The organism is Enterobacter sp. SA197, from assembly GCF_054131575.1.
The window spans coordinates 1,853,975-1,879,715 of record NZ_CP096393.1 but is presented as its reverse complement, the minus strand read 5'-3'; the positions used below and the strand labels follow the sequence as shown (position 1 = coordinate 1,879,715).

25 protein-coding genes, 1 tRNA gene and 5 pseudogenes are annotated in these 25,741 nt (G+C 50.3%); 19 read left to right on the top strand and 12 right to left on the bottom strand.

Annotation, left to right across the window (positions count from 1 at the left end; all coding sequences use genetic code 11):
* Window positions 1–79 precede the first annotated feature (79 nt).
* The 3 genes from M1D91_RS08565 (at window position 80) to M1D91_RS08555 (ending at window position 2,287) form a co-directional block, all read left to right on the top strand.
* Window positions 80–457 carry a VOC family protein gene (locus M1D91_RS08565; protein ID WP_437431353.1) on the top strand — a complete coding sequence of 126 codons (378 nt, stop codon included), beginning with the start codon at window positions 80–82 and terminating at the stop codon, window positions 455–457.
* Window positions 458–528: 71 nt separating this feature from the next.
* On the top strand, window positions 529–1,482 hold the full coding sequence (locus M1D91_RS08560) for a 2-hydroxyacid dehydrogenase (RefSeq protein ID WP_437431352.1): 954 nt from the start codon (window positions 529–531) through the stop codon (window positions 1,480–1,482).
* 49 nt (window positions 1,483–1,531) lie between these two features.
* Complete coding sequence (locus tag M1D91_RS08555; RefSeq protein WP_437431351.1) at window positions 1,532–2,287, top strand: SDR family oxidoreductase; 756 nt, start codon at window positions 1,532–1,534, stop codon at window positions 2,285–2,287.
* Between the two features lie 57 nt (window positions 2,288–2,344).
* Here the strand turns inward: M1D91_RS08555 and M1D91_RS08550 are convergent, their stop codons facing one another.
* Window positions 2,345–3,130 (bottom strand): DUF3750 domain-containing protein, encoded by a 786-nt coding sequence (locus M1D91_RS08550; protein WP_437431376.1) that lies wholly within the window; start codon window positions 3,128–3,130, stop codon window positions 2,345–2,347.
* Between the two features lie 410 nt (window positions 3,131–3,540).
* A pseudogene (locus tag M1D91_RS08545) lies at window positions 3,541–4,443 on the bottom strand (IS3 family transposase); the annotation flags it as partial.
* A 72-nt stretch (window positions 4,444–4,515) separates the two neighbouring features.
* Between M1D91_RS08545 and M1D91_RS08540 the strand changes: the two are divergent.
* From M1D91_RS08540 to M1D91_RS08530, 3 genes and pseudogenes are all read left to right on the top strand, one after another.
* Window positions 4,516–4,686: pseudogene (locus M1D91_RS08540) on the top strand (DNA-binding protein); the annotation flags it as partial.
* 219 nt (window positions 4,687–4,905) lie between these two features.
* A pseudogene (locus M1D91_RS08535) lies at window positions 4,906–4,983 on the top strand (DUF4756 family protein); the annotation flags it as partial.
* Window positions 4,984–5,032: 49 nt separating this feature from the next.
* The gene (locus tag M1D91_RS08530; RefSeq protein ID WP_437431350.1) at window positions 5,033–5,185 is read left to right on the top strand and encodes a DUF4756 family protein; all 153 of its coding nucleotides are present in this window, start codon (window positions 5,033–5,035) and stop codon (window positions 5,183–5,185) included.
* 228 nt (window positions 5,186–5,413) lie between these two features.
* On the opposite strand, the gene M1D91_RS08525 is transcribed toward M1D91_RS08530, so the two are convergent.
* The 3 genes and pseudogenes from M1D91_RS08525 to M1D91_RS08515 form a co-directional block, all read right to left on the bottom strand.
* On the bottom strand, window positions 5,414–5,842 hold the full coding sequence (locus M1D91_RS08525; protein ID WP_437431349.1) for a lysozyme inhibitor LprI family protein: 429 nt from the start codon (window positions 5,840–5,842) through the stop codon (window positions 5,414–5,416).
* Window positions 5,839–6,504: a lysozyme family protein gene (locus tag M1D91_RS08520; protein WP_437431348.1), complete on the bottom strand. Its 666-nt coding sequence runs from the start codon at window positions 6,502–6,504 to the stop codon at window positions 5,839–5,841. Before M1D91_RS08520 ends, M1D91_RS08525 begins: the two co-directional genes overlap by 4 nt.
* A 668-nt stretch (window positions 6,505–7,172) precedes the next feature.
* Window positions 7,173–7,298 (bottom strand): annotated as a pseudogene (locus tag M1D91_RS08515) (DNA-binding protein); the annotation flags it as partial.
* Between the two features lie 30 nt (window positions 7,299–7,328).
* Between M1D91_RS08515 and M1D91_RS08510 the strand changes: the two are divergent.
* A pseudogene (locus M1D91_RS08510) lies at window positions 7,329–7,607 on the top strand (integrase); the annotation flags it as partial.
* 98 nt (window positions 7,608–7,705) lie between these two features.
* Here the strand turns inward: M1D91_RS08510 and M1D91_RS08505 are convergent.
* Window positions 7,706–7,793 (bottom strand) — tRNA-Ser (locus M1D91_RS08505).
* A gap of 139 nt (window positions 7,794–7,932) precedes the next feature.
* A complete protein-coding gene (locus M1D91_RS08500) occupies window positions 7,933–9,567 on the bottom strand; it encodes an ABC transporter substrate-binding protein (RefSeq protein WP_437431347.1) in 1,635 nt (544 codons plus the stop codon).
* A gap of 270 nt (window positions 9,568–9,837) precedes the next feature.
* On the opposite strand from M1D91_RS08500, the gene yccA reads away from it, so the two are divergent.
* A complete protein-coding gene (gene yccA, locus M1D91_RS08495; protein WP_437431346.1) occupies window positions 9,838–10,497 on the top strand; it encodes an FtsH protease modulator YccA in 660 nt (219 codons plus the stop codon).
* Window positions 10,498–10,587: 90 nt separating this feature from the next.
* Window positions 10,588–10,917, top strand: a complete 330-nt coding sequence (gene tusE / locus M1D91_RS08490; RefSeq protein ID WP_437431375.1) for a sulfurtransferase TusE — start codon at window positions 10,588–10,590, stop codon at window positions 10,915–10,917.
* Here the strand turns inward: tusE and yccX are convergent.
* A complete protein-coding gene (gene yccX, locus M1D91_RS08485) occupies window positions 10,914–11,204 on the bottom strand; it encodes an acylphosphatase (RefSeq protein WP_437431345.1) in 291 nt (96 codons plus the stop codon). The genes tusE and yccX overlap by 4 nt on opposite strands.
* Window positions 11,205–11,424: 220 nt before the next feature.
* Here yccX and M1D91_RS08480 point away from each other — a divergent pair, with 220 nt between their 5' ends.
* The 3 genes from M1D91_RS08480 (at window position 11,425) to hspQ (ending at window position 13,873) form a co-directional block, all read left to right on the top strand.
* Window positions 11,425–12,228 (top strand): hypothetical protein, encoded by an 804-nt coding sequence (locus M1D91_RS08480; protein WP_437431344.1) that lies wholly within the window; start codon window positions 11,425–11,427, stop codon window positions 12,226–12,228.
* Window positions 12,229–12,305: 77 nt separating this feature from the next.
* Window positions 12,306–13,496 (top strand): 23S rRNA (cytosine(1962)-C(5))-methyltransferase RlmI, encoded by a 1,191-nt coding sequence (rlmI, locus tag M1D91_RS08475; protein WP_437431343.1) that lies wholly within the window; start codon window positions 12,306–12,308, stop codon window positions 13,494–13,496.
* Between the two features lie 59 nt (window positions 13,497–13,555).
* Complete coding sequence (gene hspQ / locus M1D91_RS08470) at window positions 13,556–13,873, top strand: heat shock protein HspQ (protein ID WP_437431342.1); 318 nt, start codon at window positions 13,556–13,558, stop codon at window positions 13,871–13,873.
* Between the two features lie 26 nt (window positions 13,874–13,899).
* On the opposite strand, the gene M1D91_RS08465 is transcribed toward hspQ, so the two are convergent.
* The gene (locus M1D91_RS08465; protein ID WP_437431341.1) at window positions 13,900–14,313 is read right to left on the bottom strand and encodes a CoA-binding protein; all 414 of its coding nucleotides are present in this window, start codon (window positions 14,311–14,313) and stop codon (window positions 13,900–13,902) included.
* A gap of 163 nt (window positions 14,314–14,476) precedes the next feature.
* Between M1D91_RS08465 and csgI the strand changes: the two genes are divergently transcribed.
* Both csgI and mgsA read left to right on the top strand, forming a co-directional pair.
* Window positions 14,477–15,139, top strand: coding sequence for a curli synthesis inhibitor (csgI, locus tag M1D91_RS08460; protein WP_437431340.1), 663 nt, complete (start codon window positions 14,477–14,479; stop codon window positions 15,137–15,139).
* Between the two features lie 110 nt (window positions 15,140–15,249).
* Window positions 15,250–15,708, top strand: coding sequence for a methylglyoxal synthase (mgsA, locus tag M1D91_RS08455; protein ID WP_437431339.1), 459 nt, complete (start codon window positions 15,250–15,252; stop codon window positions 15,706–15,708).
* A 29-nt stretch (window positions 15,709–15,737) separates the two neighbouring features.
* On the opposite strand, the gene helD is transcribed toward mgsA, so the two are convergent.
* Window positions 15,738–17,792, bottom strand: coding sequence for a DNA helicase IV (gene helD, locus M1D91_RS08450; protein WP_437431374.1), 2,055 nt, complete (start codon window positions 17,790–17,792; stop codon window positions 15,738–15,740).
* A 120-nt stretch (window positions 17,793–17,912) separates the two neighbouring features.
* Here helD and M1D91_RS08445 point away from each other — a divergent pair, with 120 nt between their 5' ends.
* Together M1D91_RS08445 and yccS are read left to right on the top strand one after the other, a co-directional pair.
* Window positions 17,913–18,359, top strand: a complete 447-nt coding sequence (locus M1D91_RS08445) for a YccF domain-containing protein (RefSeq protein WP_437431338.1) — start codon at window positions 17,913–17,915, stop codon at window positions 18,357–18,359.
* A gap of 15 nt (window positions 18,360–18,374) precedes the next feature.
* Window positions 18,375–20,501 carry a YccS family putative transporter gene (gene yccS / locus M1D91_RS08440; protein ID WP_437431337.1) on the top strand — a complete coding sequence of 709 codons (2,127 nt, stop codon included), beginning with the start codon at window positions 18,375–18,377 and terminating at the stop codon, window positions 20,499–20,501.
* Here yccS and M1D91_RS08435 read toward each other — a convergent pair.
* On the bottom strand, window positions 20,498–21,118 hold the full coding sequence (locus tag M1D91_RS08435; protein ID WP_437431336.1) for a TfoX/Sxy family DNA transformation protein: 621 nt from the start codon (window positions 21,116–21,118) through the stop codon (window positions 20,498–20,500). The genes yccS and M1D91_RS08435 overlap by 4 nt on opposite strands.
* Window positions 21,119–21,334: 216 nt before the next feature.
* Here M1D91_RS08435 and sulA point away from each other — a divergent pair, with 216 nt between their 5' ends.
* Together sulA and ompA are read left to right on the top strand one after the other, a co-directional pair.
* The gene (sulA, locus tag M1D91_RS08430; RefSeq protein WP_437431335.1) at window positions 21,335–21,835 is read left to right on the top strand and encodes an SOS-induced cell division inhibitor SulA; all 501 of its coding nucleotides are present in this window, start codon (window positions 21,335–21,337) and stop codon (window positions 21,833–21,835) included.
* 366 nt (window positions 21,836–22,201) lie between these two features.
* Window positions 22,202–23,260, top strand: coding sequence for a porin OmpA (gene ompA / locus M1D91_RS08425; RefSeq protein ID WP_437431334.1), 1,059 nt, complete (start codon window positions 22,202–22,204; stop codon window positions 23,258–23,260).
* Window positions 23,261–23,322: 62 nt separating this feature from the next.
* Here ompA and matP read toward each other — a convergent pair whose 3' ends face one another.
* The gene (matP, locus tag M1D91_RS08420) at window positions 23,323–23,775 is read right to left on the bottom strand and encodes a macrodomain Ter protein MatP (RefSeq protein ID WP_437431333.1); all 453 of its coding nucleotides are present in this window, start codon (window positions 23,773–23,775) and stop codon (window positions 23,323–23,325) included.
* Between the two features lie 183 nt (window positions 23,776–23,958).
* Between matP and M1D91_RS08415 the strand changes: the two genes are divergently transcribed.
* Window positions 23,959–25,719 carry an AAA family ATPase gene (locus M1D91_RS08415; RefSeq protein WP_437431332.1) on the top strand — a complete coding sequence of 587 codons (1,761 nt, stop codon included), beginning with the start codon at window positions 23,959–23,961 and terminating at the stop codon, window positions 25,717–25,719.
* Window positions 25,720–25,741 lie beyond the last annotated feature (22 nt).

The following is a 25,741-nucleotide window of genomic DNA, read 5'->3' as shown; positions in this document are numbered from 1 at the left end:
ACAACCAGGCCTGAGCAGCCTTCACGCCGCGTGTAGCGGGTTGGTCGCCCGGGCTGGCATTATCAAAAGAGAGGAAACTGTGTCTGAATTTACCTGGGATCATTTGCAGTTACGCAGTCCGGATCCTGAAGCAACCGCCGAATGGTTCGAACGTTGCCTGGATGCCCGGATCATCCGTCACTCCGGAAAAGTCGATATTCGCCTCGCGGGGATAAACATATTTATTGCCCCCGTCACTGACGGTGACGGCGTTGCTCCACCCCCTTTGCCTCCCTACCAGGGTCTGGACCATTTTGGTTTGACCGTGGACAACCTTGATGAAGTCGCCAGTACCCTGAAAAGCAGAGGGGTAGTCTTCACGCAGGAGCCCGTTACGATTCGTCCCGGCGTGCGCGGTTGTTTTATCCGTGGGCCGCAAAATATCTCAATTGAAATACTTGAGAGACGGCTGAGTTAATTCGCCTCTCCTGTTCAGCACAACGAAAACATTAGCCTGCCACGCCTGGCCGCAACTATGGACATATTGTTATGAAACCCAGCATCCTGCAGTTAAATCCCATTCTTATTCCCGCCATCAGCGAGAAACTAAACGCGCTTTATACCGTTCACCGCTATTTTGAAATAGAAGACAAAGCAGCCTTTATTAAGGAGTACGGTAACAGTATTCGCGGCGTGGTTTCAGGAGGACATACCGGCATCAGCAATGCCTTAATGGAACAACTTCCGGCGCTGGAAGTGGTCGCCATCAACGGCGTAGGCGTAGACGCTGTCGACCTTGAGTATGCACGCAAGCGTAAGATCCACGTCACCGCTACCCTCGGCGCCCTGACAGAAGATGTTGCAGATCTCGCCATTGGCCTGCTGATTGCCACCTGCCGTGGTATTTGCTCGGGCGACCGCGTGGTACGTAACGGTGAGTGGGCGAAGAACCCCCATCCTGGCGCCATTCCCCTCTCCCGCCGCTTTAGCGGAATGCGTATCGGCATCGTGGGGATGGGCCGAGTGGGACGTGCGATAGCGACTCGCGCGTCAGCCTTCGGTTGCCCGATTGCTTACACCGATCTCCATGCTATGGCCGATTTGGATTACCCCTTTATCGCCGATCTGCAGGAGCTGGCAGGTAAGAGTGACGCGCTGATCCTCTCCGCCTCTGCCGACAAAGCGGAAGGCATTGTTAACGCCCCTGTACTGGCGGCGCTCGGGGAACAGGGCTTTTTGATAAACATTGCCCGGGGAAAACTGGTTAATGAGCCGGATCTGGTACAAGCCCTGGTGTCAGGTAAGATTCAGGGGGCGGGACTGGACGTGTTTGTTGACGAGCCAAACGTTCCGGCCCCGCTTTGTGGCATGGATAATGTGGTGCTGCAGGCACATCGTGCCAGCGCTACGGTCGAAACGCGAACCGCGATGGGTGAAATGGTGCTGGCAAGCCTTGCCCAGGCGCTGAGTGGGCAGCGTCCTGATGCCAGCCTGACAAGCTAAGCCCCCTGAGTGGGGCATTTGAAATCACTGAATAACAAAGGATGTAACTATGTTCGCTTCAACAAAGATTGCGCTGGTGACCGGCGCGGGCAGCGGGATAGGCAGAGCGACAGCCATTGCGCTCTCTCACGCGGGATATTTTATCGTCCTGGCCGGGCGACGTCTTGAGCCCATGCTGGAAACGGTATCGGCGCTCGGCGGCGGTGAGCAGTCGATGGTGGTTCCCACCGATGTCACCGACCCTGAATCCGTAGCGGCATTGTTTAACCGAATCAAAGAAAAATGTGGTCATCTTGATGTGCTCTTTAACAATGCAGGCACCAACTTTCCGGGTATCCCTTTCGAGGAGCTGAGCTATGAAAAATGGACCGCGGTCGTTGACGTCAATCTGACAGGGATGTTCCTTTGCGCTCAGGGTGCCTTCCGTCTGATGAAGGAGCAATCTCCACAGGGCGGGCGCATCATAAACAATGGTTCGATTTCGGCGCATGCCCCCCGCCCGGATTCTGCGGCTTACACAGCCACGAAACATGGCGTGACCGGCCTGACTAAAAGCATTTCGCTCGATGGGCGTAAATATGGCATTGCCTGTGGTCAGATAGATATTGGGAATGCCCATACCGAACTTTCTCAGCGAATGGCGAAAGGGGTAAAACAGGCCAACGGGGAGGTGATGGTGGAGGCGATGATGGATGTCTCGCAGGTGGCGAACAGCGTGGTCTATATGGCCGGCGTGCCGCTCGATACTAACGTGCAGTTTATCACCGTAATGGCCACCACGATGCCTTTCGTGGGGCGCGGCTGAGTCTGGCTCCCCTCTGAATGGGCGGCGAATCGCGTGGCCCATTCAGCAACAACGTCCCTATTCCGCATCCGGAGCGCTGTTTTTTTGTAAATTATCCCCACCAAGCCCGCCAATAAATGGCAGACGCAGGCGTAGCGGTGAAAAGCTCACACCGATATTTACACTGAGGATGTTGAGCTCAAGCCCCTCCTCTCTCCCCAGCGTGAAGCCCGCGACGCCCAGCAGCGAAACCTGGATCCCTCGCCCGGAGGGTGGTAAACCGACAGGATTGAGCAGCCCCCGAAAATCTTTTCCTGGCGCATTGGCAGGCATATCCAGTCTCAGCTCCGGAACTTCGCGCCCGATATGGGCGATAAAAGTATTACTGTTCGGGCCCGGCCAGGCGCGATAAGTCTCAGGCCAGGGGTAAGAGGCGATAGCCGCTTCTATCTTAGGGATCATGGCCCCGGCAGCGGCCCCGCGATGTTCCACCAGCAGGCGCGGCTTTGCCCCGTACCAGTAACCGTCCGGGGTGTTCTGGTTTCGTCGCACTTTTTGCCCTGCTCCCCAGCTAATTACTTCATAGCGGCTATAGTCGGTTTCACCGGCACGTTTGAAGATTATCCACGGGTGCACCGCCACTACCCCCTTCCAGCCCCAGGTGGGGGCCGCATAGATCTGGACAACGGCCTGACTGGCGTAACGCCGTGCATCCGGCGCCATGCCTGTGGAATCACGTCTGGCAGACCACCATCCATCCTGCGCCAGGGATTCCCGCTGGTGTAGTGAAAGGGCAAGGCTTAAAAATATCGCCAGAAAAATGAGGCAAAGCAGGCTCAGATAAAGGGTTTTCATCAGACTCATCATGGTTGGTTAGCGCAGAGCGTACGGGACGCGTTGGATGAGTATAGCGAGTTTTCTCCGGGCGTCGGGCGAAGGGACGAAGCTAACAGGTAATAGCAAGAGGCGGTGTCCGACTGAAGGCTCGTTGCGCGTTATATACTTAAGTAGATGTAGCGTAGTGGGAGAAAAATGTTGTGCTGCAGCTGCGTTCGCTACGCCTGTAGCAAGGGGATTAGATTTGCTTTGCCAGAAAAACAAAGGACTTACCTGATGGTAAGCCCTTTGTTTAATCTGGCGGAAGCGCAGCCCGCAAATTGATGTCCGAAAATGTCAGAAATCGTTCATTTTATCATTAATAAACAATATGTTGTCAAAATCGATTGTTCGAGGACGTGTTGCTACATCCGAAAAAATCCGACATTTTATGGAGATCCGTTCTGCGTTGGTTTACCTGGCTGGATAAGCCGCAGCTCCACACTATGCTCAAAGGCCCATTGACCGAGCGCACGGCAGGTAAATTCCGGGCCCTGATCGGTTCTTATTGCCGACGGGCAGCCACGAAAGAGCGCGATACTGTCTGGAATACGCGTGACCTGAACGCCTGAAATCCCGAAAGTAACGCTGATCGTCAGACGCTTCTTCGTGAAATCATCCACACAAGTCAGGCACTTAATCCGGCGGCCGCTGGCAAGTGCATCCATGACAAAATCCATCGACCAGGTCTGGTTCGGCACATCCGGCCGGACAAGCGAAAGCCGCTCAGTAGCCAGACCCTTACGACGTCGTCTGCGCTTCACACTCAGGCCGTTAAGGTGGTAAATGCGGTATACCCGCTTGTGGTTGCCGTGAAGCCCCTCCCTACGTAATAACTGCCAGATGCGCCGGTAACCAAAACGCCTTCGTTCGGGTGCCAGTTAAGTGATACGCCCTGATAAATATGCATCAGCCGCCAGACGCTGAGCCTCATAGCGGCAGGTCGACAGGGATAAACCTGTAAGCCTGCAGACACGACGTTGCGTCAGACCGGTCGCATCACACATAAACTCAACGGCTTCCCGCTTCTGGCCTGTCGTCAGTACGTGCGCCAGAGCCACCTGAAGTGCCTCCTTATCCAGCATGGTTTCGGCAAGCAGCGTCCTGAGTCTGGCGTTCTCTTCCTCAAGCGACTTCAGTCGCTTAACCTCGGGCACCTCCATACCGCCATACGTCTTACGCCAGGTGTAAAAGGTGGCGTCGGAAATGGCGTGCTTGCGGCAAAGCTCACGGGCAGAAAGCCCGGCTTCAGCCTCGCGGAGGATACTGATGATCTGTTCCTCGGAAAAAAGCTTTTTCATGGGGATGACCTCATGTGGCTTATGAAGACATTACTTACATCGGCGTGTGTTAATGAATGGGGAGCAGATCAGTACACAGATGCATTTGTTTTTAGCACGAAGAAGAAAAATAATGCTGTTCCTAATACTAAAAACAGTGTCCAGATCGATAAACCGCGAAAGGTATATAAAAGAATAAAAGAAAATGAGGCAGCAATAAAAAACGTGTCTGAAATCGACACCAATCTAAAAGCTGCATCTTAAAACACGACAATAATAAGTAAAAACATCCTGAATTCTTTTATGCTACCAAAGTAGAAATAAAATATTTAACCTACTCATTAATTTGACACTTTCTCTATATAACTTAACATAAAACTATATCTACTATTTATTAACGAGGTATATATGAGGAAAGCATAGGTAGACAACAGTGATTTATTAGCATATTTTAATACGGTTGAAGAATTCAAAAACCATCCATCAATAAAGGCGTTTAGAGCAGGATATCGTAAGCTACGTGATGATGATGCATTTGCATATGAAATAAAAAAAATATAGATCCGCACATACTACGCTGCGCAGACCAGATAAGAAAAGACAATGTCTTTTGAGTAGTTTTATTAGTGAGTTCAATCCTGTAAGTCACTCAACAGCTAACACCGCTGCTAAATCGTCAGGAAGTCCAGGCTTAATAAATGAACGAATACTTTATAGGAAAGCCACTGCAAAAAAATTGATGCTGAAATCATTACTCTGGTGATAAAAATGCACAAAGGCCGTGCTTGATTTTTAATGTTCTGTTGAGAATAGCATTAATAAACCTTCATTCATTTCATCTAGAATAGACAATTCAAATAAGAAAAAAGCAAGATGCATATTTAACCCCGTTATATTTTATAATCTTTTATCCATGAACTTTTCTGTATAGAATCATGCCTGAATAATAGCGGAAGATAAAAACATCTCCGTGTAATGAAAATAGAATATTCTAAGGATTGATGTTTTTTATCTCTGTAATCCTGTTATTATTCATATTAATCAGACAACTCAACATCACTTCACCAAAAGCATGACCACCCTGCTCACTTGTTGTTAGCACTTGGCAAAAATTATCTCTATATTGAATCCATTCATCTTGACTTTTTTTGAAAGCAGATAACATATTCTGTTTTTGCTCCTTAGTTCCCATCCACCATTTTGTATAATCAGCTTTCTCTAACTCATGAAACTTTTCATTATAGATGCTTTGTAGTTCATTGTTTGTCTTATCATTCAGAGAACCAAGACATTCATCATCTTCCTCACCATATTTTGCGACACAATTTTCAACCGCTTTATTTTTCAATATTGGAAGTGAGTCAGCTAGCGCACTAAACTGAAATGCTAACAGGAAAGCTAATAAAAATATTATTTTCATTTTAAGTAATTCAACCGTAAAGTTAACCGACGAGGATCATTCTTTTGATAAATATCATTATTCAGATATGTAATAATATCTTGTTTACTGCCATTTTTAGCCATTACTGCTACCATATCACTCGCTGTAACATTCCCCTGGAATAGTGTATCAACAAAAGTATCTTTAATTTTCTGGTCTATACTATCCCATGATGGAGGTGATGGCACTTTTGCTGAAAATTTTAGATAAAGGTGTTGAGCGTAACTGACTTTTTCAGCATATGATAACTCAAAAAGCCTGACCTGTTGATAATGGCTAATCTCCCCTACCAATGGGCCATAAACTTCAATAAAAATATCAGCCTCGCGTCCTGATAGATGTGATGCCAGAGCACAAAGCTGCGCTTTATACTCCTCAATCCCGTCCTGTCTTAGAATTGAGAGTATTTCGCCAGCACTTCGCTTCTTCATATCAAAACCACGTCCTAACGTTACACCAGAGTTATTGGTAGGGTTGTGTAAAATACGAGAGAACCACGGCATACGAGCAGGTTGTCGAAAAGGTTCCACCGCAGTGATATAATCAGCACCTTCATAGTCGAAAGTCAACTGCCCTTCCTTCACTGTCAAGATACCGCCACTATGCTTAGGTCGCCATTCAGTGCTTGAGGCATTGCGCATTGCCTCCACAAACCAGATGTCAGTGGGTTATACACGCCCTGTTGGAAACATTCTTAATAGCGACTGATACCAGCGTATTGCTTCAATAATATCAGTTGAACAGTGTCCCGTCAGGGGTAATGGCCGTCCTGTACTCAAGGTATAACCTGCAGCATCTAACATTAACTGTAGATTTTTAACTTCTTTTACCTCGTTGGTACCACAAGCCCCCACTGAATTTGTCAGTCGAAATATATGTGGTTTTGTTCGATTAGATCGCAAAGTCCCTCCTACTTTCAGGCAACTTAATGCCACATTATCATCATTGAGTAAAAAATTAGTGAGACAATTTATTATATTCCTTCATATTATCGCGAGAAAACCGTTAGTTATGTACAACCTGAAATTAGGAATAACCCTACCTGAATCATTAAAAGCAGAGCCACATCATAACTAAAATTTATGCTTATTCTTAATATTATAAAGTATTCACGAATCATACTCTCATTTATATTTTTTATTAACCCAATGCTTTCAGTGAGTTATTAATTTCATTATATTTGTTTGATAAATGTCTTTTGTATAGAAGTAAGAAAAATTATATTCATCAATCCCATATTGATGATATATCAGTATGCATTTGATGTTCATCTATATAAATATTTCGGTGATACACGATCAAGCCCCATTTACTCAAGCAACTGTTGTAACCTCTTGGCCCCCAATTTATGAGCCTTTTTCTCACCAATCTCCTGATAGTATTCCTCCCGGCACTCCACGCCAACTTGGCTGAACTTCTTCAAAAGCTGTTCCAGTGGCTACCCGGTGATCGGTCCAATGGACTGGTAATCGCTGGACCGGATGGAGGGAAACTCAACCGTAAAACTTTTAACAACTGGTGGAATAAAGCGAAGAAAGCTGCGGAAGTTTCCCTGGGTAAAACCATACCGGGTACTTACCATGACGTTAAAGCTAAGGCTATTTCAGACTACGAAGGATCTGGTAAAGATAAGCAGTTATTCAGTGGTCACAAAACAGAGAGTCAGGTGCTGGTTTACGATAGGAAAATAAAAATTTCTCCGTCGCTGGACCTGCCATTTTTGAGTGATACAGAGGAAGAATGAGGATGGAGGGTCGGAAAATATACCAAGTGAATATACCTACACCATACCAAGAGGCCAAAAAACAAAGGGGTTACCTTTCGGTAACCCCTTGTTTAATCTGGCGGAAGCGCAGAGATTCGAACTCTGGAACCCTTTCGGGTCGCCGGTTTTCAAGACCGGTGCCTTCAACCGCTCGGCCACACTTCCGGAATGAGGCGCACTATAAACATCCCGATGACGTCTGTAAAGCCCGTTATGCACCGTTTGCCTGAAAAACAGACAAATGTGATTTAATCGTCTGAAATTAAAACAAATTGACTATTAAACCAGCACTTTTCACCTCACCTTACTGCTCATGTTTTTTGATATAAAGATCTTTGGTAAAGAAATATCCCAGCCGATCGGGCGCAAATCCCCCTACCCAGGGTTTCACAAGATGTGCACGAACGTAGTGATAGAGCGGAATGGCCGGAACATCTTTCGCCAGTATATCCTCCGCCTGCTGATAAAAGCGGCCGCGTTCAGTGACATCCCCGGCTTTAGCCGCATTCCGGAGCGCGTCGTCATAGGCAGGGTTACTGTACTTCGACGTGTTTTCGCTATCGTCGGTGCGGAAGTTATTTAAAAAGGTGGCAGCATCATCGTAATCCGCAATCCAGGAATATCGGACGGCATCAAAGTTGCCGGTATGCATGGTATCCAGCATGGTTTTCCATTCCTGATTTTGCAGTTTTGCCTCTACTCCCAGATTTTTCTTCCACATCGAACTGACGGCAATGGCCAGCCGCTGATGCGTCTCCATTGTGTTATAGAGCAGAGAAAACGACAGGGGATGGGCATCGTTATACCCGGCCTCGTTCAGCAGTTTCCTGGCCTCGTCAATACGCTTTTCGCGTGGCCATGAGGCATACTCCGGGGCGGTCAATGTGATGCCGCCGATCTCAGGCTGGCTGATTAACCAGGCGGGGCGTTGCCCTTGCGCCATCACCTTCTGTGCAATGATATCTTTGTCGAGCGCCATGTTCAGCGCCAGCCTGACCCGCGCATCATTAAATGGAGGCCGGGTGGTATTGAGTTCATAGTAATAGGTTGAGAGCAACGGCAGCACTTTCATCTGGTCGCCCAGGGTCGCTTTCAACTGGGCAAACTGATTCACTGGCACACTGTAGGTGACATCAATTTCACCCGCCCTGAAACGGTTTACGTCAGCGGTTTCTGAGGTAATCGGCAGGTAGGTTACTTTATTAATGATGGTGTCTTTATTGTTCCAGTAACGCGTATTGCGCTGGGCGACAATTTTTTCATTTACCACCCACTCACTCAGTTTGTATGCGCCACTGGTGACAATATGTTCCGGTTTCGTCCATTTCTCAGCAAAGCGATTGATAAGGATCCTGTCGACAGGCACCATCGAAGGGTGCGCGAGCATGGCCAGAAAGGCAGCGTTAGGCTGCGTCAGACGAATTTCCAGGGTGTTGTCATCCAGCGCTTTTACACCCAGGCTCTCAGCAGGTTTACTACCAAGCGCAATCTCGCGGGCGTTCTCGATATGCATGTTTCCCGGATAGCTCGCATAGGGCGATGCCGTTTTAGGATCCACCAGCCGCTGCCAACTCCAGGCGAAATCTTTAGCGGTAATGGCAGTACCATCTGACCAGGTCACCTTTGGACGAAGATGAAAAATCCAGACCGTATTGTCTTTGTTTTCCCATGCTTGTGCGAGTCGGGGCTCAATTGAGCCATCATTTTTTACCGCAACAAGCCCATCGAATAAATCACTGATAATAGTGAATTCAACATCGCTTTCTACTTTATGTGGATCCAGTGATGCAGGCTCACTTCCATTATTACGAACCAGTTCCTGCTGCGCGGCCAGTACAGTACCCGGTGGTACGCTGGCCGCAAAAGAGTAAGTGGCACTCCCTAACCCACTGATTAAAAACAGGCTCAGTGCTACATGCGTCAAAGTATGTGATTTCATATCCTACGCCCTGAAGGTTTTTTATGATGACGGTGCGCTTACACTCTTAGCTGCCAATTCAGGTCAGGGCAATATTTTTCAGCTACATATAAGACACAGGTAGGGTTATTTTTAACAAATGCGCGCTAGTATCGATATTTGTTAAAAATGCAGGATAAATAACTATGTTAACCGGGAAGTATTCAGAGTAAAGATGGGTAAAACAGCTAGGTAAGGAAACCGGGATTTTCTATCCTCTGCACATATGACATTATTTAAAGAGAGTGCCTCATGGATCGTATAATTACCTCCTCGCGCGACCGTACATCGTTGCTTAGCACCCATAAAGTGCTGCGTAACACCTATTTTCTTCTTAGCCTGACCCTGGCGTTTTCTGCTATCACCGCCACGGCAAGCACGCTGCTGGCGCTGCCTTCGCCCGGACTGATCCTGACGCTGGTGGGAATGTATGGTCTGATGTTCCTGACCTATAAAACTGCTAATCAGCCCATCGGTATTGTTTCGGCCTTTGCGTTTACGGGCTTCCTTGGCTACATCCTGGGCCCCATTCTGAATGCCTATCTCTCCGCCGGTATGGGGGATGTGATTGCGCTGGCACTTGGTGGCACCGCGTTGGTGTTCTTCTGCTGCTCGGCTTATGTTCTGACTACCCGTAAAGACATGTCTTTCCTCGGCGGTATGCTGATGGCGGGCATCGTGGTTGTGCTTATCGGGATGGTAGCGAACATCTTCCTGCAGTTGCCTGCCCTGCACCTTGCTATCAGCGCGGTGTTTATCCTGATTTCAACAGGTGCCATCCTGTATGAAACCAGTAATATCATTAACGGCGGCGAGACCAATTACATCCGCGCCACCGTCAGCCTGTATGTCTCTATCTACAACATTTTTGTCAGCCTGTTGAGTATCCTTGGCTTCGCCAGCCGAGATTGATCCTCTTAGGACATCACTTCCAGGCCCCGCTTAAGCGGGGCTTTGTTTTTTGTTACACTGCCTCGCCGTGACTGACTAACATTGCGATACATCATGATTTTTGAAGGCAAAGAAATAGAGACCGATAGCGAAGGCTATCTGAAAGATACTACGCTCTGGAGTGATGGGCTGGCGCTGGCTATCGCTGAAAACGAAGGCATTACCCTTTCTGTAGAGCACTGGGAAGTGGTGCGCTTTGTCCGCGATTTCTATCTGGAATTTAATACGTCGCCAGCCATACGTATGCTGGTAAAAGCGATGGCCAATAAGTTTGGTGAAGAGAAAGGCAACAGTCGATATTTGTATCGCCTCTTTCCAAAAGGGCCGGCAAAGCAGGCGACCAAAATTGCTGGCCTGCCTAAGCCGGTAAAGTGTATTTAGTAGCGGATACTGAAATTTGACCACTTACTGTCGGGTTGATGCGGTTCGGTAAGAACTCGCTCAACTCTGGCACTGCGTGGCCCGCCCGCCTTTAACCATGTAATCAGTTGATCAACCCTTTCCTGATGTCCGCAGGCAACCACTTCGACACTCCCGTCATCCATATTCCGGGCGTACCCCGTCAAGCCCAGGCGTTGTGCCTCATGTTGTGTGCTGTAGCGAAATCCCACCCCCTGAACACGCCCATGTACCCAACAGATTGTGCAAGATGGTGCGGTGCTGGTCATAAATCCCCCTTATTTTTGTGGTTTTGCTTCTGTGTTAGCCTTTAGTACTGTTAATTTTAGTAAACTGTACCTCTGGCGACAAAAACAAGACTAAGCTTCTGATTCGTTTGAGGATAAGCAATTTCCGTGTGACATTATGACTCAGGCATCACGGGTGCTATGTACCACGTAATCGTTTTCAGATGGACTCTTGTTAACCCTTTACTCTACAGGAAGATAAATGGCGCACATCCGCATTGCTGTAAGCGATATCAGGCAGTGGCATGGCATTGAGGCAGAGGTGTTGGACGTTATACTCGCCGAAACCTACCGTACCTTTGCCGAAATGGTGGGCTACGGGCTGGAGAAAAATATTATTCTGACCAATGCAATGCGCTCCTCCTGCCCAATGGTTTTTTCGCCTCAGTTCATCATTAAAGAAAAAGATAATTACCGTGTTTGTCTCAATATCACGGATGCCACAAACTGGGGGATGATCATGTATCAGTTTACCCACATGCTGTGCCACGCATATTGCCGGTATGACAGAGCGAACGTTCATAAACACCACTGGTTTGAAGAGGCTATCTGTGAAGCGGCTGCAATGAGTAACCTCTACTATATTCAGGACCACTGGAACTCATTGCCACTCGCCCATCACCCCACGATAAATGAGAACAACACACGGGTCTTTGGCTATCTTCAGGAGGTACTCAGGGATGTGCCGAAAAATATTCCTGCCTCCGCCATCCTGCAGTTTATCAATGACAATATCACGATGCTTGAACTGAAAAGCATTACCCGCATCTGGGACCGAGCCAGTTTAAAGCACATCCACGGCGTCTCTTATTATCTGTGTGAACATGTTTTTTTCCGAGAAATTCAGCGCTGGAAAGCGGTGGGCTACCTGAACCTCTGGGATGCTTCCGGAGATAAAAATCTCATTGACTATATCAAGAACTGGATCCGACACGGTGACAGCAACGTCAGCGCAATTGCCGGCACGCTTGGGGTTGTGGTTTTTGAAAGTGAACATTCAGATTAATACGTGGTGCGTTGCAATTACAGCATGAACCCCTGACAATAGCGCCCAATTTCTCCCGTTTAGCTGAATAATTAACTATGAGTGCACGTTTAATTTTGACCAAAGGCCGCGAAAAATCGCTGCTGCGCCGCCACCCGTGGGTTTTCTCTGGCGCTGTCGCCCGTATGGAAGGGAAAGCCAGCCTGGGTGAAACCGTTGATATCGTGGATGCCCAGGGCAAATGGCTGGCGCGCGGCGCTTTCTCGCCTGCTTCGCAAATCCGTGCTCGTGTCTGGACTTTCGATAAAAACGAAGCGATTGACATCGATTTCTTTACCCGCCGTATTGAGCAGGCGCAGACCTGGCGTGACTGGCTGGCGCAGCGTGATGGCCTTGACAGCTATCGTCTCGTCGCGGGCGAATCGGATGGCTTACCTGGGGTGACAATCGACCGTTTTGGTAATTTTCTGGTGCTACAGCTTCTGAGCGCGGGCGCGGAATATCAGCGCCCTGCGCTTTTATCGGCGCTGCAGGCGCTCTATCCGGCCTGTTCAATTTATGATCGCAGTGACGTTGCCGTGCGTAAAAAAGAGGGTATGGAGCTCACGCAAGGTCCGGTTCTGGGTGAATTGCCGCCGACACTGTTGCCCATTGAAGAAAATGGCATGAAGCTGTACGTCGATATCCAGGCGGGTCACAAGACTGGTTACTACCTCGATCAGCGGGACAGCCGTCTCGCTACCCGTCGCTATGTCGCCGACAAACGTGTCCTCAACTGCTTCTCTTATACCGGCGGTTTTGCTGTCTCTGCCCTGATGGGAAACTGCCGTCAGGTTGTGAGTGTTGATACCTCACAGGAAGCGCTGGACGTAGCGAAAAAGAATGTCGAACTTAACCAGCTCGACCTCAGCAAAGCGGAGTTCGTTCGTGATGATGTGTTTAAGTTACTGCGTAAATATCGTGATCAGGGTGAGACCTTTGATGTCATTGTGATGGACCCGCCAAAATTTGTTGAAAACAAAAGTCAGCTTCAGGGTGCCTGCCGCGGTTATAAAGACATTAACATGCTGGCAATCCAACTTCTCAACCCCGGCGGCGTGTTGATGACCTTCTCCTGCTCCGGGCTGATGACGACCGATCTGTTCCAGAAAATTATCGCTGATGCCGCAATAGATGCTGGTCGTGATGTACAATTTATAGAGCAGTTCCGTCAGGCCGCCGATCACCCGGTGATCGCCCCTTACCCGGAAGGGCTGTATCTTAAAGGGTTTGCCTGTCGCGTCATGTAACTTGATTTCTGGAACGTTGCCCACATATCAATGTAGGTAACTGTTTTAAGGAGGTGACTATGATAGCCAGCAAATTCGGCATTGGTCAGCAGGTACGTCACTCGTTGCTGGGTTATTTGGGCGTCGTGCTTGATATTGATGCAGAGTACTCTCTGGATGAACCGCCGGTTGATGAAGTGGCGGTGAACGATGAACTACGCGCAGCGCCCTGGTACCATGTGATTATGGAAGGGGATGACGGCGAGCCAGTCCATACCTATCTCGCTGAAGCACAGCTGACGCGTGAAACCGCGGATGAACACCCTGAGCAATCCTCAATGGACGAGCTCTCACGATCCATTCGTAAGCAACTTCAGGCCCCTCGCCTCCGCCATTAACAGCACCCCGCATCGCGGGGTGTTTTTTATTTAGTCAGCCCCAGTCTCGGTATCTCAATAGCCGGGCACCGGTCCATTACCACTTTCATTCCCGCCTCACTGGCTAAAACCGCTGCCTGTTCGTTTATCACACCCAACTGCAGCCAGAGGGTTTTCGCGCCAATGGCAATCGCCTCCTGCGCCACACCCCAGGCGGCTTCTGAATGACGAAACACATCCACCATATCGACCTTTTCCGGCACATCCGCGAGGGTGGCGTACCCCTTTTGTCCCAGCAACGTGCTTCCTGCCACTTTTGGCGAAACAGGGATGACGTGATAACCCTGGTCAAGAAGGTATTTCATCACGCGGTAGCTCGGCCTGTCAGGTTTGTCACTCGCGCCGACCAGAGCAATGGTATGGGTCGTGGTAAGGATTTCAGCGATGTCTGTCTCTTTCATGTTTCCTCCTACGGTTTTTGAAAGTGTACGCCAAACATGCCGTTGCAACCATTTATCCATACATAAGCATGAGAGCGTTCCGCCTGGTTATCTCTGTATAGTAATAACGAGCTAAAACCTGAAGGTTCCGGTTATCCGCAAGGCACGTAAACAGGAGCGCGAAATGAGAGGCGGGTGTGCGGTCGTGATGATGATTGCTTTCTTACCCATTCCACTGCTGGCAACCACGCTGAGGTTATCTGGCGAGGTGGATCTGCTGGTCCTGGATGGCAAAAAAGTGTCCAGTTCGTTATTACGCGGCGCGGAGAGCATTGAACTTGAAGAAGGAGTGCATCAGGTCGTTTTCCGGGTCGAAAAAACGATTAGTACCCGCGATCATGAATCACGCCTTTTTACATCCGTGGCATTGATTGCCACCTTTAATACGCAGCACATCGGACAGGTCAATTTCAGCCTGCCATTACTGGACTCTCAAAAAGAGGCCGAACGATTTAATGCTACTCCGCATATGGCATTACTGGATGGCAACGCAACGCCCATTCCCGTTAAGCTCGATATCCTTGACATCAATTCGCCCCTGAAAGAGGGGGACTACGAGAGAGCAGCAGAAGGCTATAATAACGCCGGCAAGTATGCCTCCCTTGCACAATTTTCAACCACAACGGCTGATGACAGTACCCTGCTGTCGGGCATTTCTGAGCTTGATATGCCGCCTGCGCAATCCCAAAACCTGACCGAACAGCGACTCAGATACTGGTATCAACAGGCTGACCCCGCCACACGGGATCGCTTTATGCAATGGATCAGGCAACAGCCACCGTCCTGAATGTGCGCCAGTTAACAGAATCCCCGACCTCCCTTTTTTTTCGTCGACTTCTCTTGCAGCATCAGGCGCTTCCAGTAATCTGTAGCGAAATTAAATAACGGAAGTTAATCATGGAACTCACTACACGCTCTTTACCGGTGCGCAAGCACATTGCGCTGGTGGCGCACGATCACTGCAAACAGATGTTGATGTCCTGGGTTGAACGTCATCAGGCTCAACTGGCACAACATGAGCTCTACGCAACGGGCACGACGGGGAATCTTATCCAGCGTGCTACCGGCCTTACCGTCAACGCCATGCTGAGTGGCCCGATGGGCGGCGACCAGCAAGTGGGCGCCCTTATCTCTGAGGGAAAAATTGATGTGCTGATTTTCTTCTGGGATCCGCTAAATGCGGTGCCGCACGATCCCGATGTCAAAGCGCTGCTGCGTCTTGCAACCGTCTGGAATATTCCGGTTGCCACCAACCTCTCAACGGCAGATTTTATTATTCAGTCGCCCCACTTCAATGACAGTGTTGAGATCCTGATTCCGGATTATCAGCGCTACCTTGCTGAACGTCTTAAATAAGCGTTATCAGGCGGCAATGCCGCCTGCTCTCATGGCTTTCGGGCTACCTGAACATTCTGCTTTTTTAATGCCTCAACAAATCGCGAGGGGTTTGCCTTATCAAAGAGTACCCATACGCGCTTTTTGGCCCGCGTCAGCGCCACATAAAGTAAACGTCGCTCTTCCGCATCAGGGAAATCTTCCGGCACGGGCAGCAGGGCTTTTTCAATCAGTGACTCGCGCGCGGGAGCCGGGAAACCATCCTGCCCGTCATGAAGACCGAGCACAATGACATATTCCGCCTGCTGCCCTTTACTGGCATGAATGGTCATAAAATCAAGATTTAACCTGGGCCAGCGCGTTGCGGCTTTGTCGAGACTGACCGGCTTACTATGGTGATAACGCGCCAGCACCAGAATGCGATCGTCGGGGGTGGCAAACCCGCTGAGCTTGTCAAACAGCGCATCCAGTTGGTCATCCGCCAGTAACATCACCGCATTCTTGTCGCCCGCCCTGATGCTGTTTAACGGCTTCGCCAGTTGGTGCGGGTTCTGCTGGATAAATCCGTTGGCGACTTCGCCAATCCGACCATTGAAGCGATAGGTAGTATCCAGCGCGCAGAGATCCCCTTCCCCGAAAGCATCGTGAAACGCGGTCGTGAGCGAAAGCTGCGCCCCACTGAAGCGGTAGATGGCCTGCCAGTCATCCCCGACAGCAAACAAGGTGGTTTCTGAATTCTGCCGACGTAATGCCGCAAGCAGCGCCGCACGCTGTGGAGAGATATCCTGAAATTCATCCACCAGGATATGTTTCCAGGGACTTACAAAGCGTCCTTTTTCCAGCACCGCCACGGCCTGGTGAATTAATCCGGGGAAATCCACTGCGTTTTCCGCTTTCAGGGCCGCTTTCCAGGCTTTCAGTAGCGGGGACAGCAGCTTAATACGTTTGCTGAAAAGGGCACGAATGGACTCCGGCGCCGCTTCAATCATCTCTGCCTGACCTGCGCCATGCATACGGATGAGGCTTATCCAGCGATCCAGGCGCCCCGCAATACGCTTCTGCACCTTTTTATCATTCCAGAAATCTCCCTCCGGCAACGCCCAGTCTAACTCTTCACTGAGCCACTGCCGCCAGCCATTGGCCTGAGATTTTTTCTCAGCGCACTGTCTCTGCCATGTGCTGGTCAGTAAAGCCTCCCTCGCTGAGGTATTACTTTCCAGTTCACTGATGGTGGGCGCTTTTTTCCCACCCTGCTGGATAATGGACAACGCAAGCGCATGGAAGGTACGCGCCGTAATGTCCTCGGTATGCAGGCGTTCACGGATACGGTCATCCATCTCACGTGCGGCTTTTCGCCCAAAGGCCAGCAGCAATATCTGTTCGGGAGAGGCTTCACCGCGGGCCAGCAGCCAGCCTGCGCGAGCGACCAGCACGGAGGTTTTTCCGCTGCCAGCCCCGGCAAGTACCAACAGGGAACGCTCTCCGTTGACCACCGCCCGCGCCTGGGCGGGGTTAAGAGGGGAAGATTCAATATCATTGAAAAAAGGGGCATACTCCGCGAGCATCTTCGCTGTCCATGCCTGGTTATGCTCAGCCCGACGCGCTTCAGTATCCTGCAACCATGCCTGGCACTGCTGCCAGAGCTCACGGCAGTTATCGAAAGAGACAAGGCGGCGTTGCGGTACAGGCAGCGCATCAAACGCTTCGATAATTTCTTGTTTTAACCCGGCCAGTCGGGAACGCGTCAGCCAGCCGCCGTGATTAACCCGGGCGGTAATGGCCTCCAGTTGCGCACTGAGCACACCGGCCGCTACGTCGCTCATTTCTGCGCTCCAGCTTTGCCAGCGTTCATCAAGATGTTGATAGAAACGTTGGGTTTCGGCCCACTCCGTACCGTGCAGACGGACTACTTTATCATTCGCCAGCACAAATTCGAGCTCTCCCCAGACCAGCCCACGCTTACACGCTATGGAAAGTAACTGGTTGAAGGGAATCAAATATTCATGCTTATCGCCGGAAACTTTCACCCCGGCATGGAGTAGTGCAATGCGATCGTAAGGATGCTGCGCCAGACGTTTTCCTAATGAAGTTGCTTTTAGTTCCATCACACATCGTTTCTCAGCTGACTGTGATTCTCAGTGTAACCGCCAGAGAAAACGTGCTCCAGTTTAAAAAATCATTACAATTGACCAAAACATTCAGTGGATGGATTACAGCGAGGTATTATGCGTACCGTTTTGAATATTCTGAATTTTGTGCTTGGCGGATTTGCAACCACACTGGGCTGGCTGATAGCCACTGTTTTTAGCGTCATGCTGGTTATTACACTTCCCCTGACCCGCTCCTGCTGGGAAATCACCCGGCTGTCGTTGGTTCCCTGGGGCAACGAAGCTATCCATGTTGACGAACTTGATCCCGAAGGCAAAAGTTCATTGCGCAATGCCGGCGGAACCGTGCTCAATCTGGTGTGGTTTGTGCTGTTCGGCTGGTGGTTATGCATCATGCACATTGTGGCAGGTATCACGCAGTGCATTACCCTCATTGGCATCCCGGTAGGGGTGGCGAATTTCAAAATCGCCGCCATTGCTCTCTGGCCCGTAGGACGTCGCGTGGTCTCCGTCGAGGTCGCTCGCGCCGCGCGTGAAGCCAACGCCCGTCGGCGTTTTCCTTAACAGGATGTTGTGTTTATGTTAAGTCCCCTTCTGCGCCGGTATACATGGAACAGTGCCTGGCTGTATAACGTGCGCATTTTTATCGCTCTGTGTGGGGCTGCAGCCCTGCCCTGGCTTGTGGGCGATGTTAAGCTAACCATCCCACTGACGCTTGGTGTGGTTGCAGCCGCGCTGGCTGACCTCGATGACAGACTCACCGGGCGGTTGCGTAATCTCATTATCACCCTGATCTCTTTTTTTATTGCGTCGGCCTCAGTCGAGTTACTTTTCCCCTGGCCCTGGCTGTTTGCTCCTGGACTTGTCCTGTCCACGATCGGGTTTATTTTGCTGGGAGGGCTGGGCCAGCGTTACGCCACCATTGCTTTTGGCGCGCTACTGATTGCCATCTACACTATGCTTGGGACGTCACTTTATAGCATCTGGTATCAGCAGCCTTTGCTGCTTCTTGCAGGCGCCGTCTGGTTTAACCTGCTCACTCTGGCAGGCCATCTGGTTTTTCCTATCCGTCCCCTGCAGGACAACCTGGCGCGCTGTTATGAACAGCTTTCGCATTACCTTGAGCTCAAATCCCGCCTGTTTGATCCTGACCTGGAGGATGAAAGTCAGGCACCCTTATATGAACTGGCGCTGGCGAATGGTCAGTTGGTCACGACGCTGAATCAGACTAAAGCCTCACTACTGACGCGCCTTCGCGGTGACAGAGGCCAGCGCGGAACCCGCAGAACGCTGCGCTACTATTTTGTCGCTCAGGATATTCACGAACGTGCCAGTTCGTCGCATATTCAGTACCAGGCGCTACGTGAGCATTTTCGCTACAGCGACGTCATGTTTCGTTTTCAGCGGTTGATATCGCAACAGTCGCTGGCCTGCGCTCACCTGGCACGGGCCATTCTGCTGCGTACGCCTTACCAGCACGACACGCGTTTTGAGCGTGCCTTTGTTCATCTCGATGCCGCTCTGGACAGGATCCGCGCCGGTGGTACAACATCGCATGAACAGCTTAAAGCGCTGGGTTTTCTGCTGGACAACCTGCGGGCTATAGATGCCCAACTTGCCACAATTGAGTCCGGGCAGGCGCACATCTCTGCGTCAAATGAAACCGAGAACCTGCTGGCGGATGATAGTCTGCACGGACTGAGCGACATCTGCTTACGTTTACGCAGCAATCTGACGCCGGAATCGGCGCTATTCCGCCATGCGGTACGTATGTCTGTTGTATTGTGCGTGGGTTATGGGGTTATCCAGGCCCTGGGTTTGCATCATGGCTACTGGATATTGCTCACCAGCCTGTTTGTATGTCAGCCCAACTATAACGCCACACGGCATCGCCTGACGCTACGCATCATTGGTACGCTGGCCGGTGTCGCGCTGGGTTTGCCGGTACTCTATTTCGTCCCCTCGCTCGAAGGGCAACTCATCCTCATCGTTATTACAGGTGTGCTCTTTTTTGCTTTTCGCCTTGTGCAGTATGCTCAGGCAACGATGTTCATCACCCTTCTGGTTTTACTGTGCTTTAACTTGCTTGGCGAAGGATTTGAAGTTGCCATACCTCGCGTTATCGATACGTTGATAGGGTGTGCGATTGCCTGGGCGGCGGTGAGTTTTATCTGGCCCGACTGGCGTTTTCGTAACCTTAAGCGGGTCACGGAACAGGCCGTAAATGCCAACTGTCGCTACCTCGATGCCATTCTGGAGCAGTACCACCAGGGACGGGATAACCGTCTGGCTTATCGTATTGCCCGTCGTAGCGCCTACAACCGCGATGCAGAACTGGCTTCTGTTGTCTCCAATATGGCGTCAGAACCGGGAACCTCTGCCGAGCAGCGCGATGTTGCCTTCCGCTTGCTGTGCCTGAACCATACTTTTATCAGTTATATTTCTGCCCTTGGGGCTCATCGGGAACAGCTAACGCACCCGGCAATTCTTCGGCTGCTGGACGATGCTGTCTGTTACGTGGACGATGCGCTCCATCATCAGCCTGCCGATGAGGAGCGCGTGCAGTTAACGCTGGCAGACCTCTCACGGCGAATTAAGCATCTTGAGCCCAGGCCTGACAGCAAAGAGCCTCTGGTATTGCAACAGATTGGCTTACTGATATCCCTGTTACCGGAAATGTGTTACTTACGTCAGCAGCTGGTTTAACGCGGCTCCCATGCTTTGCTGTCGAGCGTATTGAACCAGTCGATAAGTTCCTTTCGCCGGCATGCAGGCAGCGCCGCTTCATGCATGCCAAAGATGGCCCCTTCGAGGGCCAGTAACACTTTAACACCCAGATTTTTGTTCCTCTTTTTCATGCGTAACCAGCATGCTTTTGCCCCCAACATGCGTAACATCGTCGGGTCCCTGACCCCTGCTTCGCAAAGTAAGGTCTCAAGCTGAAAGGTGAGGTTGGGTAAATCCTTTAAGCGCAGAACCGCTCTTTTCTGCTGTGCTTCTGAGCGCGCGGCATTCAGGGAATATGAGGAGAGCCGGACCAGCATGGCTCTGTCGTGCCAGAGATGTTCATCCACAAAATAATAGTTAAGTGACACCTGACGTCCACGCTTTTTATACGTCAGCAACGGTGATTGTCGTTTCACTGTATAAGATGCACTTTCTTCGCACATGCGCAGATACAACTCTCCATTCGCCACCATGGCAAACACGACATCATCGACAGAGAGACTGTATCCCCCGAAAAGGGCGCGGGATCGAATATCCCCCAGTGTTGCAAGATATTCCTGAGATAAATAGATCCTCTGATAGGATATGCTTTTCATGATTATTCCTTTTAAATCATGGTCTAAAACAGCATCTTAGTTAACGGATCCGTTACTCAGGAACATAGGGAAGTGTGCGCCACTCAGCAAGCGAATTTTATTACTGCGCTCTATCAGGCCACAAAAATGCGAGGCTCTTTCAGAAAATGAGGTTGATCTTTAAACGCCTGAGGGTTACTGTATAAACATACAGTAACTACTAGGGCTGGGTTGATCATGTACCACTCACTAAGCCGTGCAAATCGTTCAACACAATTTATTTCCGCGCCTCACGCGAATGCTCATAATGTCTCTACAGGGCTCATCAGTGAAGTGGTCTATCGCGAAGACCAGCCCGGAATGACGCAATTACTGTTATTGCCTTTATTGCAACAGCTTGGTCAACAGTCACGCTGGCAGCTTTGGTTAACGCCTCAGCAAAAATTGAGCCGCGAATGGGTACAGTCTGCGGGATTGCCACTTACAAAAGTGATGCAGATTAACCAGCTCTCACCGAGCCTGACGCTGGAATCCATGATTCGCGCCTTACGCACCGGAAATTACAGTGTTGTTATTGGGTGGCATGCAGATGAACTGACGCAGGATGAGCATCAGCAGCTGGCACAGGCGGCAGAAGAAGGTAATGCTATTGGGTTTGTTATGCGTCCGGTCAGACGCGATCATCAGGATGCGAGACAGCATTCCGGGGTAAAAATTCATTCAAATTTGTATCATTGAGTAAAAATAAGATAAATCCTGGCATTAAATTTACTTGAGTTATCATTTCCATTGTTATCAGCTAAATACCGCGCCAGGTCATGGTTTGCGCCCTTTTTTTGACGTTTCGACTGCTGATTGCTTGCGCAGAATTGTTAAATATTGTGTATACAAAGCCTTTTTTTTCATATGCCTGACGGAGTTCACACTTGTAAGTTTCCAACTACGTTGTAGACTTTACATCGCCAGGGGTGCTCAGCATAAGCCAAAGATATCGAAAAGATATCTGCTGAGTAATAAGTGAGCAAGACCCCCGGTGAAGGATTTAACCGTGATTTCTCTCCGAGATTTCCATGGCGATTTTTGGATGATAACGAGGCGCAAAAAATGAAAAAGACAGCTATCGCGATTGCAGTGGCACTGGCTGGTTTCGCTACCGTAGCGCAGGCCGCACCGAAAGATAATACCTGGTATGCAGGTGGTAAACTGGGCTGGTCTCAGTTCCATGATACTGGTTTCATTCCTAACGATGGCCCGACTCATGAAAACCAACTGGGTGCTGGCGCGTTCGGTGGCTATCAGGTTAACCCGTATGTTGGCTTCGAAATGGGCTACGACTGGCTGGGCCGCGAAGAGTATAAAGGCGATACCGTAAACGGCGCTTTTAAAGCTCAAGGCGTACAGCTGACCGCTAAGCTGAGCTACCCGGTAGCAGACGATCTGGACATCTACACCCGTCTGGGTGGTATGGTATGGCGTGCAGACTCTAAAGCAAATGCTCCTGCTGCAGACGCTCACTTCAAAGATCACGACACTGGCGTATCTCCGGTCTTCGCAGGTGGTGTTGAGTGGGCAATGACCCGCGATATCGCTACTCGTCTGGAATACCAGTGGGTTAACAACATCGGTGATGCTAACACCGTTGGCACCCGTCAGGATAACGGTCTGCTGAGCCTTGGTGTTTCCTACCGTTTCGGCCAGCAGGAAGACGTAGCACCAGTTGTTGCTCCGGCTCCGGCTCCGGCTCCAGAAGTACAGACCAAGCACTTCACTCTGAAGTCTGACGTTCTGTTCAACTTCAACAAAGCAACTCTGAAACCTGAAGGCCAGCAGGCTCTGGATCAGATGTACAGCCAGCTGAGCAACCTGGATCCGAAAGACGGTTCCGTAGTTGTTCTGGGCTTCACTGACCGTATCGGTTCTGACGCTTACAACCAGGGTCTGTCCGAGAAACGTGCTCAGTCCGTGGTTGATTACCTGATCTCTAAAGGTATTCCTTCTAACAAAATCTCCGCACGTGGCATGGGTGAATCTAACCCGGTTACTGGCAGCACCTGTGACAACGTGAAAGCGCGCCCTGCGCTGATCGATTGCCTGGCGCCGGACCGTCGCGTAGAGATCGAAGTTAAAGGTATCAAAGACGTTGTAACTCAGCCTCAGGCTTAAGTTTTACCGTCTAAAAAAAACCCCGCCTGGCGGGGTTTTTTATTGTCTTTAGTAAATGGGACTCACTCTTTGCCCAGTAAGGCCTGGAGATCGTGCTTTAGCGATGACATTGTCGTCGCGTATTTTTCTTTATGTTCGGCATCTTCAATCAGTTGCACCACCGTTTCGGAAAGTGTTTTACCGCGACGTTGTGCAAGCCCTGCAAGACGCTGCCAGACCACAAATTCCAGATCGATAGATTTTTTTCGCGTGTGCTGGTGTTCAGCATTGAAATGACGCTTACGCCTGGCACGAATGGTTTGCTTCATGCGATTAATAAGAGAGGCGTTGATATGCTTTTCTATCCACGCATTCACCTGTACGGGATCATGCTCGAGGGTTAGCAATAAATCGACAGCATCTTTGGCAGCGCTGGCCTCAACATATCGTGTGATAAGCTCACCTTCCCGGTGCTTCTTTACCAGATACTTCCATTTCCAGCCGCTTTCAAGGTTTTCGAGTTGTTGATATTTCATTGCGATCTCAGCGTTACCGTGTAACTCTCTTCAGAATATCAGTTTTTTCCTTGTCTGCTGCAAAGAAATCACATTCTGCAGATAAGCGCAGCAATTCTGCCCGAGGAAAACGTGTAATCCGTGTGTGCCGTGCAGACGTTTACGGTATAATTCCGCCCTTTACATCAGACTAAAAAAACGACTTTGACCATTACAAAACTCGAATGGAATGAACTGACTCCTGAGACAGCCAGTCACCAGGACATATTCAGTCAGGCCGACTTATCCGACGACTCCGTCTACTTCCTTGGCGATACCCAACCCCGTTTACAGTATGCACTGGAGCAGTTGCTGCACCCGTCATCTGACAGCCGCTTCATGCTGGTGAAAGCCCCAGAGGAAGCAGAATACCTGGCCGTTATCGCCGGGGCGGTGCAGGATATACTTCCTGAATCAACGCAAATCTATGGTGGTGATTACCAGGTAAGCGGCTCCTCGGTTACTTTTGAACCCGCACGGGATCAATTGGCGCGCTTTGCCGGAAAACAGCAGGTGGTCATCGCCGATTGGGTTGAAGCGGAGCAGTTGTTTGGTTGCGTGCGTCAGTTCAACAATCAGATAACGTTGCAGCCCGGCCTGGTTCATGAGGCGAACGGGGGCGTTCTTGTTATCTCTTTGCGCACGCTTCTGGCCCAGCCATTACTGTGGATGCGTCTCAAATCCATGATCGCCCGACGCCGGTTCGACTGGGTTTCATTTGATGAATCTCGTCCTCTGCCTGTCGCTGTACCCTCCATGCCGCTTGAGCTCAACGTTATTCTGGTTGGCGAACGTGATTCACTGGCAGATTTCCAGGAGATGGAGCCTGAACTGGCGGCCCAGTCCATCTACAGCGAGTATGAAGACAGCCTGCAAATCATCGATGCGGATACCATGGCGCTCTGGTGTCAGTGGGTAATGCTGATAGCGCACCAGGCTGGTCTCCCCTCTCCTGCCGCCGATGCCTGGCCGTTGCTCATTCGTGAGGCCGTGCGTTATACCGGCGATCAGGAAACGCTACCGCTTTGTTTCCTCTGGCTTACGCGCCAGCTGCGGGAGGTTGCTGCCCTGACGGAGAGTGACCACTTCAGCGCCGAACAATTTACTACCATGCTTACGCAGCGCGAGTGGCGGGAAGGTTATCTGGCTGAACGTATGCAGGATGAGATTTTGCTTGAGCAAATCCTCATTGAAACGGAAGGCGAGCGTGTTGGACAGATCAATGCGCTCTCGGTTATCGAATTCCCGGGCCATCCGCGCGCCTTTGGCGAGCCGTCCCGCATCAGCTGTGTGGTGCATATTGGCGATGGTGAATTCAATGACATTGAACGCAAAGCTGAACTGGGCGGCAATATTCATGCGAAAGGCATGATGATTATGCAGGCATTTTTGATGTCTGAGCTCGACCTTGAACAGCAGATCCCATTCTCCGCGTCCCTCACCTTTGAACAATCCTACAGCGAAGTTGATGGCGACAGTGCTTCAATGGCTGAACTGTGCGCGCTGATAAGCGCCCTCGCGGAGGTACCGGTTACGCAGAGTATTGCCATCACCGGCTCAGTGGATCAGTTCGGTCGTTCACAGCCTGTCGGTGGACTCAACGAGAAAATTGAAGGCTTTTTTGCTGTCTGCCAGAGCCGCGGTCTGGATGGTAAGCAAGGGGTTATCATTCCGGTTGCAAATGTACGTCATCTCAGCCTTAGCCAGTCGCTGCTTGACGCGGTACAAGCCGGGCAGTTCTCAATCTGGGCGATTGAAGATGTAATGGACGCGCTGCCCCTGCTGACACAATTAGTGTGGGATGAAGAAGGACAGACTACGCTGAAGCAGACGATACTTGAACGCATTGCTCAGGCAACGCAGCAGGATGCACGTCATCGTTATCCGTGGCCGCTGCGCTGGCTTGGCTGGTTCAGTCCGAACTGATCGGACTTGTTCAGCGTACACG

What these genes read in the sequence shown, in the direction of transcription:
- yccS (WP_437431337.1), top strand. Translation starts at nt 18,375, where the DNA reads ATGTTAAGTCCCCTTCTGCGCCGGTATACATGGAACAGTGCCTGGCTG.
- yccA (WP_437431346.1), top strand. Translation starts at nt 9,838, where the DNA reads ATGGATCGTATAATTACCTCCTCGCGCGACCGTACATCGTTGCTTAGC.
- M1D91_RS08550 (WP_437431376.1), bottom strand. Translation starts at nt 3,130, where the DNA reads ATGAGTCTGATGAAAACCCTTTATCTGAGCCTGCTTTGCCTCATTTTT.
- yccX (WP_437431345.1), bottom strand. Translation starts at nt 11,204, where the DNA reads ATGACCAGCACCGCACCATCTTGCACAATCTGTTGGGTACATGGGCGT.
- ompA (WP_437431334.1), top strand. Translation starts at nt 22,202, where the DNA reads ATGAAAAAGACAGCTATCGCGATTGCAGTGGCACTGGCTGGTTTCGCT.
- M1D91_RS08465 (WP_437431341.1), bottom strand. Translation starts at nt 14,313, where the DNA reads ATGAAAGAGACAGACATCGCTGAAATCCTTACCACGACCCATACCATT.
- M1D91_RS08480 (WP_437431344.1), top strand. Translation starts at nt 11,425, where the DNA reads ATGGCGCACATCCGCATTGCTGTAAGCGATATCAGGCAGTGGCATGGC.
- csgI (WP_437431340.1), top strand. Translation starts at nt 14,477, where the DNA reads ATGAGAGGCGGGTGTGCGGTCGTGATGATGATTGCTTTCTTACCCATT.
- M1D91_RS08525 (WP_437431349.1), bottom strand. Translation starts at nt 5,842, where the DNA reads ATGAAAATAATATTTTTATTAGCTTTCCTGTTAGCATTTCAGTTTAGT.
- hspQ (WP_437431342.1), top strand. Translation starts at nt 13,556, where the DNA reads ATGATAGCCAGCAAATTCGGCATTGGTCAGCAGGTACGTCACTCGTTG.
- sulA (WP_437431335.1), top strand. Translation starts at nt 21,335, where the DNA reads ATGTACCACTCACTAAGCCGTGCAAATCGTTCAACACAATTTATTTCC.
- M1D91_RS08445 (WP_437431338.1), top strand. Translation starts at nt 17,913, where the DNA reads ATGCGTACCGTTTTGAATATTCTGAATTTTGTGCTTGGCGGATTTGCA.
- M1D91_RS08555 (WP_437431351.1), top strand. Translation starts at nt 1,532, where the DNA reads ATGTTCGCTTCAACAAAGATTGCGCTGGTGACCGGCGCGGGCAGCGGG.
- M1D91_RS08435 (WP_437431336.1), bottom strand. Translation starts at nt 21,118, where the DNA reads ATGAAAAGCATATCCTATCAGAGGATCTATTTATCTCAGGAATATCTT.
- rlmI (WP_437431343.1), top strand. Translation starts at nt 12,306, where the DNA reads ATGAGTGCACGTTTAATTTTGACCAAAGGCCGCGAAAAATCGCTGCTG.
- mgsA (WP_437431339.1), top strand. Translation starts at nt 15,250, where the DNA reads ATGGAACTCACTACACGCTCTTTACCGGTGCGCAAGCACATTGCGCTG.
- M1D91_RS08520 (WP_437431348.1), bottom strand. Translation starts at nt 6,504, where the DNA reads ATGCGCAATGCCTCAAGCACTGAATGGCGACCTAAGCATAGTGGCGGT.
- helD (WP_437431374.1), bottom strand. Translation starts at nt 17,792, where the DNA reads ATGGAACTAAAAGCAACTTCATTAGGAAAACGTCTGGCGCAGCATCCT.
- M1D91_RS08560 (WP_437431352.1), top strand. Translation starts at nt 529, where the DNA reads ATGAAACCCAGCATCCTGCAGTTAAATCCCATTCTTATTCCCGCCATC.
- M1D91_RS08500 (WP_437431347.1), bottom strand. Translation starts at nt 9,567, where the DNA reads ATGAAATCACATACTTTGACGCATGTAGCACTGAGCCTGTTTTTAATC.
- matP (WP_437431333.1), bottom strand. Translation starts at nt 23,775, where the DNA reads ATGAAATATCAACAACTCGAAAACCTTGAAAGCGGCTGGAAATGGAAG.